The following is a 12,587-nucleotide window of genomic DNA, read 5'->3' as shown; positions in this document are numbered from 1 at the left end:
GGGGGGTGAACTAAAAAGAGAAAAATTACTACCCGAAACATTTGAAAACGTTATTCTATCAACGTACAATATATGAAATTAAGAAACACGACAGCACAAAATTGTTGTATAATGTTGTGGTATGAGGAAAGAAAGCAGGTTGACAAAAATGGAAAGCAAAATGAATGTATACGCAGTTATAGACATGCAAATGCATCAGGCGTTCGTGTTAAAGAATACGCTAGATGTGAAACATAAGGTGAATATATGAAAAACTGGTTGATTTTCATTTCTGTCTTTATGGTTTCATTGTCACTTGTCATTAGTATTTTAGTACTCTGGAAAGCCGAGGCTCCATTCCGTTCAATTGAAGAGCAGGCTGAACAGTTGGCACTCGATGCCAAAGCCCTCGCAATTGTTTCGGAGTCTTACACATATAATGGCAAACATTCGTATGTCACTGTGTTCGGGGTAGATGAATATGGTGATAAAAAAGCTGTCTTTGTTCCGACGAATCTAAAAGCTGATTCAATTAAGGAAGTACTTTTAAAAGATGGTATTACGGAAAAGCAGGCATTATCGGTTTTAAAAAAAGAAGGCAATGTACAAAAAGTCCTCAATATCAAATTAGGCTATGAGGAGCCAGGTGCTGTTTGGGAAATTACATACCTAAACGATCACGATAAGCTCAACTATGTCTATATTATGTTTAAGGACGGCGACTGGTGGAAGCGCATTACGAATTTATAAGAGGAGTAGATCCCGTATGAAAAATTTATTAGCAAACCGTGTAAAAACTTTAACACCTTCTTCAACTTTAGCAATTACTGCGAAAGCAAAGGAATTAAAAGAGCAAGGTATTGATGTTATTGGTCTAGGTGCTGGTGAGCCAGACTTCAACACGCCACAAAATATTTTAAACGCTGCCATTGACTCAATGGAAAAAGGTTTAACAAAATACACACCTGCTGGCGGTCTTCCAGTACTTAAGAAAGCGATTATCGATAAACTTCAACGCGACAACAATCTTACATACAAGCCGAATGAAGTAATTGTAGGTGTTGGAGCAAAACATATTCTTTATACTTTATTCCAAGTTATTTTAAACGAGGGCGATGAAGTTATTATTCCGATTCCTTATTGGGTTTCTTATCCTGAGCAAGTAAAATTAGCGGGCGGTGTACCTGTTTATGTGGAAGGCACACGTGAGCAAGGCTATAAAATTACTGCGGATCAATTAAGAGCTGCTGTGACAGATAAAACAAAAGCAGTTATTATTAACTCTCCTAGCAATCCATCAGGTATGATTTATTCTCGTGAAGAGATTGCTGAAATTGCTGCTGTTGCAGAAGAAAAAGATATTTTAATCGTGTCAGATGAAATTTATGAGAAGCTTGTATACAATGGTATTGAGCATTTTTCAATTGCTGAAGTTTCTGATGCAGTGAAAGCACGTACAATCGTTGTAAATGGTGTTGCAAAATCACACTCTATGACAGGCTGGCGTATCGGGTATGCTGCAGGGGATGTGGACATTATTAAATCAATGACTGACCTTGCATCACACTCTACATCAAACGCAACAACAACTGCACAATATGCAACAGTGGAAGCGTATAATGGACCACAAGACGCTGTAGAAGAAATGCGTCAAGCATTCGAATCTCGTCTTGAAAAAATTTATCCACAGGTAAGTGCAATTCCTGGCTTCAACGTTTTAAAACCTCATGGTGCATTCTATTTATTACCAGATGTAGCAGAAGCTATGGCTCATACTGGTTATGATTCAGTAGATGCATTCGCTGCGGATATTTTAACAGAAGCAAACGTAGCAGTGATTCCAGGTTCTGGCTTTGGCGCACCAACTACAATGCGATTATCTTATGCTACATCTTTAGACTTATTAGAAGAGGCAGTCCGTCGAATTGATACATTTGTAAAATCAAAATGGCAAGACTAATCCTTTTAACCAACTTTGGAGGATTTCTATGAAAAAAATTATGATTCAAGATATGCCAAAGCATATCGGTGAAACCGTCAAGCTAGGTGCTTGGCTAGCGAACAAACGATCAAGTGGTAAAATTGCCTTCTTACAATTACGTGATGGTTCTGGCTTTGTACAGGGCGTTGTTGTAAAAGAAGAAGTAGGCGAAGAAATTTTTGCCATTGCAAAAGGTATGTCCCAAGAAACTTCTATGTACATTACAGGAGAGGTTAAAGCAGATGAGCGTTCAAGCTTTGGCTGTGAGCTTGTTGTAACTGGTATTGAAGTATTACATGCTGCAACTGATTTTCCGATTACGCCAAAAGAACACGGTCCTGAGTTTTTAATGGATAACCGTCACTTATGGCTGCGTTCTCGTAAGCAACATGCGATCATGAAAATCCGTAATGAAATTATTCGTGCAACTTATGAGTTTCTTAACAACACTGGCTTTACAAAAATGGACCCGCCAATTTTAACTGGATCGTCTCCTGAAGGTACTTCTGAGCTATTCCATACAAAATATTTTGATGAAGATGCTTTCCTTTCTCAATCTGGTCAGCTTTACTTGGAAGCGGCTGCGATGGCTTTAGGTAAAGTGTTCTCATTCGGCCCAACATTCCGTGCTGAAAAATCTAAAACACGACGTCACTTAATCGAGTTTTGGATGATTGAGCTGGAAATGGCGTTTGTTGAATTTGAAGAAAACCTAGAAGCGCAAGAACAATACGTGGAGCATATCGTACAATCAGTGCTGGCAAATTGCAAATTAGATTTAGAGCGTCTTGGCCGTGATACATCTAAACTTGAAAATATTAAAGCACCATTCCCTCGTATTTCTTATGACGATGCCATTAAATTATTACATGAACAAGGATTTGACGATATTGAATGGGGCGATGATTTCGGTGCACCACATGAAACTGCAATTGCTAATTCATTTGATAAACCTGTATTCATCACTTGCTACCCAGTAGGCATTAAGCCATTCTACATGCAACCACATCCTGACCGTGATGATGTAGTATTATGTGCAGATTTAATTGCACCAGAAGGTTATGGTGAAATAATTGGTGGTTCTGAGCGTATCCATGACTATGATTTATTAAAATCTCGTCTTGAAGAACATCATTTATCTTTAGATGCTTATGCATGGTATTTAGAGCTACGTAAACAAGGCTCTGTACCACATTCAGGCTTCGGTCTAGGATTGGAGCGTACAGTGGCATGGATTTCAGGCACGGAGCACATCCGTGAAACGATTCCATTCCCACGTTTACTAAACCGCTTATATCCATAAGCAACAACTCTTGCTGAAAGTTGAGGCGGGAGACTTGTACCTGACGCTTCGCTTTCGGTACTATAAATTACTGCCCGTTAAAGCAGTTATAATTAAAAGTCGCGTAGTTATATGTCTACGCGGCTTTTCTACTTACGATGGAAAAAGGAGTCAAGTATAATATGAGCACAAATAACAATCGACTCCGTACATGGACTGAGCAGAGAATGATTCAAATTCCTCAGCTTTTTTTTCAGTTTTATAAGGAGTTAAATATTGAGGATGATGAGGCACTTATTGTTATGCATTTACTTGCGTTCCATATGGAGGGTAATGATTTTCCAACGCCTAATGATTTGATGAATCGTCTCACAATGCCTGGCAATGACATTACTTCACGTCTACAGCGATTAATGCAAAAAGGTTTCCTTGAAATAACAAGCGACGTTGATGCAAGTGGCAAATTATATGAAAAATATTCGGTATATCCACTTTGGGAGCGTATTATGCAGATGATTGAAATGAAGGAACATCAAAAATCAGCAGCATCACTTCAACAAGAAGAGGGTGAAATATTCCGGTTATTTGAAGAGGAAATAGGGCGTCTTTTATCTCCTTTAGAGCTAGAAAAAATCGGGTCTTGGCTAGATGAGGATAAGCACAGTCCAGCGCTTATTAAGGAGGCGCTTAAGGAGGCTGTGTTTGCTGGCAAGCTAAGTATTCGTTATATTGATCGAATATTATTAGAGTGGAAAAAGAAAAATATTACGACACCAAAGGCTGCACAGAAGCAAAGCGAGCAGTTCCGTGAAAAACAAACATTTAACAGACCACCAGTCCGTACGATGCAGCAAGAAACGCAGTCGACAAATAAAGTACCATTTTATAATTGGTTAGAAGAAAGAGAATAGGGGGCTTCCGATATGTTAACAAAAACACAATGGGAGCATTGTCTAGCGGAAATGGATCGTATGTTTCCGGATGCGCATTGTGAGCTAGTGCATGACAATCCGTTTGAGCTGACAATTGCTACGTTATTATCGGCACAGTGTACGGATGTACTTGTAAACAAAGTAACGAAAACATTGTTTCAAAAATATAAAAAGCCAGAAGATTATTTAGCTGTATCCCTAGAGGAGCTGCAACAGGATATTCGTTCCATCGGCTTGTATCGAAATAAGGCGAAGAATATTCAAGCATTATGTCAACGACTATTAGATGAGTACGACGGCGAAATACCAGCAAGCCGAGAAGCACTAGTCACATTGCCCGGTGTTGGTCGTAAGACGGCTAATGTCGTGTTGTCTGTAGCTTTTGATATTCCTGCACTTGCAGTGGATACACATGTAGAGCGCGTTTCTAAACGATTAGGGCTTTGCCGCTTGAAGGATACAGTGCTAGAAGTCGAAGAAACAATTATGAAAAAAACACCGATGGACAAGTGGTCGAAAACACATCATCAGTTAATTTTCTTCGGTCGTTATCATTGTAAAGCTCAAAACCCTAACTGTCACACATGCCCTTTACTTGATGATTGTAGAGAAGGACAGAAGCGTTTGAAAAAAGGACTGGTGAAGGAAGCGTGAATGTAGAGGCAATCGAAAAGGAAAAAATAGATGCTTGGTTTGCAGAATGGACAGAACTGGAGGCCAAAATTCATGCAGCTCATGATGCAAGGAATGGTGAAGCAAAAGGATTGATGGAAATGGCCATTTTATTGTTTGAGCGCTTAGTGCAAGAAGCAGGCGATGAAGTGTTCCCCATTAACGGTGTTGAACGATTAGCCTTTATAAAAGCAAAGCCTGGCCAATATGCTTGTTATCGTCAGCTCGATGAATTATTTAAGGAAACAAAAAAACGAGCAGCACGACTACGCTTGCAGGCTGCCAAAAAGTAATACAGAAGGACAGTCTAAGCAAATCTAAAGAGATAAAAAAGCAGAGTAGCGTTAAGCTACTCTGCTTTTTTTTATTCAGTACTTCCATTACCATCATCCGGTACGGTTGGTTCAGTTGGCGTTGTTGGTGGCTTGCTACCATTATTGTTGCCATTGTTACCTGGGGGGGTACCGTTATTTCCTGTATTGCCGTTGTTACCATTCCCAGCATTACCATTGCCATTGTTGCCATTGTTGCCATTGTTGCCATTATTACCATTATTACCATTTCCGTTACCATTGTGGTTACCGTTGTCTCCGTTATTGCCATTTTGATCAGGTGCCGTTGGTTCCTCAACATCTGGTTGATCCGGAGTATCTGGCTCTTTATTTTCATCAGTCGTACCTGTTACTTGGAAGGCGGTTGTACCTGGTTTACTGCGTGTACCATCTACAACTGCCACGACAGAAATCGTATATTTGCCATCTTCCAGTTGTTTGTTGCTAATTGTTAAGCCTTTGCTTTCCGTTTTACCAAGAGAAATAGTCTCTCCACCTTCTTTTGTAGCGGATACCTCGAAGGTAGTTGGTAGCGGTTCATCTGTTTCCGGATTAAGCATTGCATCATGCTCCCAAGAAATATTGATAGATTGACCTTCTGTATCAAGGCTTGCACTTACATTGTATGGTGAAGAAAGTTCTGGCATTGCGTATTCATTAGAAACTTCATTAGGCTCTGTACCACGTACAAATAGCTCTGTTCGACGTTTCTCACTTGGTGTAAAATTACTTGCTAATTTAAGCGGCTTTGTGCCTACTTCAATTGTAGCTTCCACAACTGAGTTTGGCTTTTTGAAACGTGGTGTTTCAACGTTCGCCGAAATTTCTTTCATAATTTGTTTAAATAAATGTTGTGGTAAACGACGTTCATCCCAAGTTGTAATTGGATCAAAGTGTTTTTCATAACCACTCCAAATAGCGATTGAATAGTTTGATGTGTAACCAGCGAACCATGAATCTGGGACACTTGTATCCGGTAAATTATGCTTGTTAAAATCAGCGCTTGAATAGTTTGTTGTACCTGTTTTACCTGCGATATCTAATCCAGATACATTGGCTGCAGTACCTGACGCATCAGGCTTATTGCCGACAACGTCACGTAACATATCTGTCACCATATAAGCTGTATAATCGCTCATTGCTACATTAGACTCTGGTGTGTAATCTTTTGTTGTTTTACCGTCACGGTAAACGATTTTTGTAATCGCATAAGGATCAGTGTAAACACCATTATTCCCAAATGCTGCATAGGAAGCTGCCATTTGTGTAGGAGACATAGTAATATCCCCACCACCGATCGCGTCAGATTCATAAACCTTTTCAGCATTAATACCTAATCGGCCAACAAATTCTTGTGCTTTGTCAATACCAACTTCTTTTAATGTTTTAACAGCTGGAACGTTACGTGAAGCATATAAAGCTTTACGTGCTGTCATTGTACCCATATATTTATTATCCCAATTCGTGATAGTTTGTTTCGTTCCTGTGTATTTCATAGGTTCATCCACAAGTGTTTGACCTGTTGACCATTTTAAATTTTCGATTGCTGGTCCATAATCTAGTAATGGCTTCATTGTTGAACCTGGTTGATGTTGTAAGTCATATGCATAGTTGAAACCACGTTCTACCCCGTAATTGCGTCCGCCGCCGATTGCTTGAATTTGACCTGTTTTCGTATCAACGACAGTTACACCCGATTGAATCTTTTCTGTTGGGAAGTTACTGTCATCATTCATAATGTTTTCAACAATTTGTTGTGCTTTCGGATCAAGTGTTGTATAGACTTTAATTCCTTCAGCCATTGCACTACCATCACCGTTTTTCTCTAGCTCATTAATAACGACATCAAGGAAGGCATCGTATTTAGAGCCAGAAAATTTTTGACGTGTTGCGTCGTCAGCTAAACCAGCTTGAACGTTTACTTTCTTTGCTTCCTCCATCTGAGCTTTTGTAATTTTACCATGTTGATACATTAATCCTAGAACCGTATTACGACGTTTTTCTGCAAGTTCTGGATTTTTTAATGGATTGTATGCATTTGGGCGTTGTACTAAACCCGCAAGTAATGCTTCTTCATCTAAAGTTAAATCTTTTAGTTCTTTACCATAGAAATATTGGGCTGCTGTACCGAAGCCATAAACACGACCTGACATCAGCATTTTGTTAAAGTACATTTCAAAAATTTCTTCTTTTGTATATTTACGTTCTAATTGGAAGGAAAGCCAAGCTTCCTGTGCTTTACGTTTTAATTTTTTCTCATTTTGTAAAAATGAATTTTTAACAACTTGTTGTGTTAATGTCGAGGCCCCTTGTGCCCCGAAGCCATCACGGAAGTTTGCGAGTATTGCACCACCGAGGCGATAAAAATCCATACCACCGTGTTCGAAAAAGCGAACATCTTCCGTTGCAAGGATAGCGTTAATCATATCCTGTGGTATATCTTCATATTTTACAAATTTACGGTTTTCTGCACCAATTGTTGCAAACAAATCACCGTTTTTATCATAAAACTCAGACGAAACAGGGTCCTTCAGTAATTTTTCATCTAGTTCAGGTGCGGTACTTGCATAATAGGCGAATAACCCGGCACCTCCAATAAAACATGCTGCAACAATAGCTACAAGTGTTAACGTAATGCGCTTGAACCATTTTTTCTTCGATGGTTTCGAATCGCTTTTTTTATTTTTTTGAGCGCGAGCCTTTTGATGCTCACCGCGTGTCGCACGACGTTCAGTCATTCTACTATCTCCTCACTTTCAGAACCATGGCTTTTTGCTTCAATTAGCATTTGGACAATCGGTAAATAATCGATCCGTGGATAATAGCTTGTAGGAATTTCAAAAGCTTCCTTTTCTATAGTTGAAAAGGGAATCGATTTACGTTCACCGTTTTCCATCGCTAGCCAGGCCTTTTGTAAAACATCGTATGGCACAATAAAATATCGTTCAAAAGCTGAGAAACGAACGATAATAAAAGCCACACCATTTTGTTCCGTCACTTGCTGCATATGTGTCATTTGATGTACGTGAATATTTTTTAGTGGAAAACTGGTTTTTGAAGCCGTTTCCTTTGCATCAAAATCAATATAATGCCCGTTCCAAACACCATTGTAATCTGTAGTTGAGGGTGTTCGGAAATAAGCCTCACGAATAACTGCAGCACTTCGTGATGGGTACTCTACTTTGACGATTTGCACGGGAACAGGTTTCTTATGAATGATAGCAAGTCGTCTTTTTACATAATAATCGTTTGCTTCATCAATTTCATCTTCTAGTGTTTTTCCTCGATTACTAAAAGAAAAATCCTTGTCCTTTCCCTTTTTTGCTGTTTTTTGAACAGTTGGATTAGGGGAATACAATTTCCCGTTCGGATAACGAATTGTCACTTAGTTCACCCTCTATAATACTGCTATTATACAATAGTTTACCATGATTAAGTAGCAGTTCTCCACTTCTATAGATAGTATGATTGATGCTAGATTAGCAATAGTTAAAATTACCAACAAATAACCGATCTTTAGGCAATTTTCTATTTTTAAAGTCGAAAAATATCATGTTGCATAATTTATTCTATAACGCGAATCGTCAAAATAACTGATGAAATTTTCACACGAATTTATAGAAAAAACTGGTCTCTACGTTAGTTTCTCTACTTGATAGACGATATTGAAGACAACGAAAATAGATTAGTTCAATTAAATTTTATCGAAATACTTCTTCTTTCAGCTAACTTACGCTTATTTTGTCACGCATGAAGGTAATTTTATACATGCGAGGAATACATAAATTAAAGCAAAGGAGGCGTTATTTTGAACAAGTTAAAACAATTAGTTGCGCAGTTGGATCTAGTCAATCAATTACTGTTAACGAGAGTGTCTTTGGAAAAAAATGCTCAAAACATGAATTTTTTTATGCAGCTCAAATCTGTTAGCCAGAAAGTAAGCTTAGCAGAAAAGAACTGGCAAGTAAAGAATGCTTGTTCGCCTATTAGTAGTGAAAAATGATAGACTTTGGTACACTTATCTCATATGCAATTGAAATAACCCAATATGAGTATTTTTCATACATTATCTACCATGATGAGTGATGTACCTTGAATAGGACTCATCATCAAAAGCTAGGGGTGTCATTTTCTTGAAAGATATGCCATTTATATGGGCTAATTGCGGTGAAGACTGGGCAACGCCTTAGTCACAGGTGAGACCCGAGAACGAGCTAGTAGTGGATGAAGGCTAAAAGCATTACGTCCTGAGATAACTCTTTTGTGGCCAACATTGTGCGCTGTCGTTGCACTTTCACACAGTCGAAACGGAAATCAATCCCAAGTAATGGTGATGAGCCATAAATAAAGCTTTTATACATCATTGGGAGTAAAATTACTCATATAACATAAATAATTTTGTAGACTATTTTTTAGGTAGAACGAATGTTAATAGGTTCGGAAAATTAGCTTTAAATGATACTATGCGTTAACGTAAATGCAGATGAATCTTCATTTAAAGGATGGATTCAACCTAAATACGATAAAATTTCAAGGCTCATCACCAAAAGTTGTGTTGAAACGTGTGCCATGTAATAGGTTAACGGTTTCGCACAGACGAACCCATGTTGTTGCTGTCGCTCCGCTTTCGCACAGACGAACCCATGTTGTTCCTAAGCGACTCATTGGACGGCACAGACGGAACAGAGTAAATCCTACGTTATGGTGATGAACCTTCATTGATGAGATGAGGTGCAAAATTGATATTAATACAGCAAACTTCCAAATTAATAGATGAATGTGATAAATGTGTTTCACGCTTCTGGCAAATGCGTGAGGAGAATCGTACGCCCGACTTTTTTGTTGAGGTTAAGCCATACGCTGATGTTATTCACCAGTTTTTAAAGGAATGGCAGCAAGAGGCGCATGAGTGGATTCAAAAAAATCAACCAAAATATATGCATACACAACAAATTGCTTCAGCAGTAGAATCGATGGAGCAATTTGTTGTGCAATCCTTTTATAAAGAAACGAGTAAAAAGCGTTTTTTAGATGCGATTCATTCAACCTCGTATACGTTAAAAATTTTTGAACGGCTAGTGAAGGAGATAGAAACAGATGTTATCGAAAAAAAGGACCATCAGTGAACTATTAAACGAGTGGAGATATGATGAGGAATTGAAGGAACGCATTTTACACTGGCAAACGCTTGAAGGGCGTGAAGCTAAATATGCACCTTTCCCAGAAAATTTACATCCTTCACTTGTAAAGGCTCTTCGAACAAGAGGGATAGAACAACTATATACCCATCAACGTCAGGCGTTTGATTACGCAATGGAGGGTGTTTCTTTTACTGCCGTCACACCAACAGCGTCTGGAAAATCATATTGCTACCATCTACCGGTGCTTCAAAAAATAGTAGAAGATAAAAATTCACGTGCGATTTATTTATTTCCAACGAAAGCTTTAGCGCAGGATCAAAAAAATGATTTAAATGAATTAATCGAACAAAGCGGTGAAGAAATTTTAAGTTATACGTATGATGGGGATACTGCGCCTGGGATTCGTCAAAAGGTTCGGAAGGCAGGGCATATTGTGATGACAAATCCAGATATGCTTCATTCAGGGATTTTGCCACATCATACGAAATGGGTTTCACTATTTGAAAATTTGCAGTATATCGTCATTGATGAGTTGCATACATATAAAGGTGTGTTCGGTTCGCATGTTGCGCATGTTATTCGAAGGTTAAAACGTATTTGTGAGTTTTATGGCAGTAAGCCGATTTTTATTTGTACATCAGCAACTATTAAAAATCCAAAAGAGTTAGCGGAATCTCTAACGAATGAAAGCCATGCCTTAATCAGCGATTCCGGAGCGCCAGTTGGGAAAAAGACATTTCTTTTTTATAACCCACCTATCGTCCATAAAACATTTGGCGTGCGCCGAAGTGCTGTTTTAGAGGTGAGTGACCTCGCAAAAAGATTATATACAGCAGGTATTCAAACCATTATTTTTGCTAAAAGTCGTGTACGAGTAGAAATGATTGTGACGTATTTAAAGGAACTTACACGCAATAAGCTTTTAGATGAATCGGTGAGAGGTTATCGTGGTGGTTATTTACCCTCTGAGCGACGTGTTATTGAACGAGGTCTTCGTGACGGTACTATTCAAACAGTGGTTAGTACAAATGCGCTGGAATTAGGCGTCGATATTGGACAATTACAGGCATGTATCATGACAGGTTACCCTGGAAATATCGCAAGTGCTTGGCAGCAAGCAGGTCGTGCTGGCCGTCGCCAGGACGAGGCGTTAATCATTTATGTAGCGCAATCGGCAGCGCTTGACCAGTACGTAGTGAACCATCCGCTCTTTTTACTTGGCAGTGCACCAGAGGAAGCGCGTATTTATCCTGAAAATATGCTGATTTTAATGGATCATTTGAAATGTGCAGCGTTTGAGTTACCTTTTTCCACGCATGATACGTATGGTGAATATGAAATTCAAGAGTTACTTGAATATTTAGCGGAGGAAGGCGTTGTGTTTAAAACGAGTGAGAAGTGGCATTGGATGTGTGATCGCTTTCCGGCACATGATATTAGTCTTCGTTCTGCTTCACAAGAAAATGTTGTTATTATTGATATGACGGTCCCTGCACAAACAAAGGTTATTGGTGAAATGGATCGCCATAGTGCGATGACATTGCTACATGAAGAGGCTATTTATTTGCATCAGGGCATTCAATTTCAAGTAGAAAAACTTGATTGGGAAGAGAAGAAAGCGTATGTACGAGAAGTAGATGTCGATTACTATACTGACGCTAATCTAGCTGTTGAGATGAAGGTGCTAGAGGAAGATCGGAGTCGAGACTATAAGGATGGTGTTATTGGCTTCGGTGATGTTGGCTTAGTCGCGCAGGCAACGATATTTAAAAAAATACGCTTCGGTACACACGATAATATCGGTTCTGGACCTATTCATTTACCACCAGATGAAATGCACACAAACTCTTCGTGGCTATCATTCTCTGCGCTAGAAAAATGGTCGGAGGCGGAGCTAACAGACGCCATGACAGGAGCTGCATATGCGATGAATGCGTTCATACCATTGTTTATTCAATGTGATAGTAGTGATGTAGCAGTTGTCCCACAGGTAAAGGCAACTCATAATGAGCAACCGACATTTTTTGTTTATGATAAGTATCCTGGCGGTATTGGATTAAGTGAAAAGGTATATGATTTATGGGAAGATCTGTTGACTAAGACGCGGGAGCATGTAACGAGTTGTGCTTGTGAATCAGGCTGTCCATCATGTATAGGAGCTCAAGATAGCTTACAGCAAGCAAAGAAAAAAGTAATAGAACTTCTTCACATTTTAAATTAGAATACACAGAGGGCTTGAAGAGGAAAAAGTCTAAAAAACTATTCCTA

Annotated in this window: 11 protein-coding genes; 9 read left to right on the top strand and 2 right to left on the bottom strand. The window is 39.0% G+C overall.

The features are described 5' to 3' along the window. Positions 1 to 246 precede the first annotated feature (246 nt). From ACIQLB_RS00735 to ACIQLB_RS00710, 6 genes are all read left to right on the top strand, one after another. Positions 247 to 729, top strand: coding sequence for a cell wall elongation regulator TseB-like domain-containing protein (locus ACIQLB_RS00735; protein WP_400719788.1), 483 nt, complete (start codon positions 247 to 249; stop codon positions 727 to 729). A gap of 16 nt (positions 730 to 745) precedes the next feature. Continuing rightward, positions 746 to 1,939, top strand: a complete 1,194-nt coding sequence (locus tag ACIQLB_RS00730) for a pyridoxal phosphate-dependent aminotransferase (protein ID WP_400719786.1) — start codon at positions 746 to 748, stop codon at positions 1,937 to 1,939. A gap of 28 nt (positions 1,940 to 1,967) precedes the next feature. After that, positions 1,968 to 3,263 carry an asparagine--tRNA ligase gene (gene asnS / locus ACIQLB_RS00725; RefSeq protein ID WP_400719784.1) on the top strand — a complete coding sequence of 432 codons (1,296 nt, stop codon included), beginning with the start codon at positions 1,968 to 1,970 and terminating at the stop codon, positions 3,261 to 3,263. Positions 3,264 to 3,424: 161 nt separating this feature from the next. Next, on the top strand, positions 3,425 to 4,153 hold the full coding sequence (locus tag ACIQLB_RS00720; RefSeq protein ID WP_400719782.1) for a DnaD domain-containing protein: 729 nt from the start codon (positions 3,425 to 3,427) through the stop codon (positions 4,151 to 4,153). 12 nt (positions 4,154 to 4,165) lie between these two features. Next, positions 4,166 to 4,828: an endonuclease III gene (gene nth / locus ACIQLB_RS00715; protein ID WP_400719780.1), complete on the top strand. Its 663-nt coding sequence runs from the start codon at positions 4,166 to 4,168 to the stop codon at positions 4,826 to 4,828. Beyond that, entirely contained in the window at positions 4,825 to 5,139 is a 315-nt protein-coding gene (locus ACIQLB_RS00710; RefSeq protein WP_400719778.1) for a YpoC family protein, read from the top strand. The genes nth and ACIQLB_RS00710 overlap by 4 nt, the downstream gene beginning before the upstream one ends. Before the next feature lie 71 nt (positions 5,140 to 5,210). Here ACIQLB_RS00710 and ACIQLB_RS00705 read toward each other — a convergent pair whose 3' ends face one another. After that, positions 5,211 to 7,916 carry a PBP1A family penicillin-binding protein gene (locus ACIQLB_RS00705; protein ID WP_400719776.1) on the bottom strand — a complete coding sequence of 902 codons (2,706 nt, stop codon included), beginning with the start codon at positions 7,914 to 7,916 and terminating at the stop codon, positions 5,211 to 5,213. Continuing rightward, the gene (recU, locus tag ACIQLB_RS00700) at positions 7,913 to 8,563 is read right to left on the bottom strand and encodes a Holliday junction resolvase RecU (protein WP_400719774.1); all 651 of its coding nucleotides are present in this window, start codon (positions 8,561 to 8,563) and stop codon (positions 7,913 to 7,915) included. The genes ACIQLB_RS00705 and recU overlap by 4 nt, the downstream gene beginning before the upstream one ends. A gap of 423 nt (positions 8,564 to 8,986) precedes the next feature. Here recU and ACIQLB_RS00695 point away from each other — a divergent pair, with 423 nt between their 5' ends. The 3 genes from ACIQLB_RS00695 to ACIQLB_RS00685 all read left to right on the top strand — a co-directional run bounded on the left by ACIQLB_RS00695 (position 8,987) and on the right by ACIQLB_RS00685 (position 12,540). Continuing rightward, positions 8,987 to 9,181 carry an endonuclease gene (locus ACIQLB_RS00695; protein ID WP_400719772.1) on the top strand — a complete coding sequence of 65 codons (195 nt, stop codon included), beginning with the start codon at positions 8,987 to 8,989 and terminating at the stop codon, positions 9,179 to 9,181. A 736-nt stretch (positions 9,182 to 9,917) separates the two neighbouring features. Then, positions 9,918 to 10,304 (top strand): YppE family protein, encoded by a 387-nt coding sequence (locus ACIQLB_RS00690; RefSeq protein ID WP_400719770.1) that lies wholly within the window; start codon positions 9,918 to 9,920, stop codon positions 10,302 to 10,304. Continuing rightward, on the top strand, positions 10,276 to 12,540 hold the full coding sequence (locus ACIQLB_RS00685) for a DEAD/DEAH box helicase (protein WP_400719768.1): 2,265 nt from the start codon (positions 10,276 to 10,278) through the stop codon (positions 12,538 to 12,540). Before ACIQLB_RS00690 ends, ACIQLB_RS00685 begins: the two co-directional genes overlap by 29 nt. The last annotated feature ends 47 nt before the right edge of the window (positions 12,541 to 12,587 follow it).

Source organism: Lysinibacillus sp. NPDC092081 (assembly GCF_044755845.1).
GTDB lineage: Bacteria > Bacillota > Bacilli > Bacillales_A > Planococcaceae > Lysinibacillus.
The sequence above is the reverse complement of the archived record's forward strand: the minus strand, read 5'-3'. Positions and strand labels throughout refer to the sequence as shown.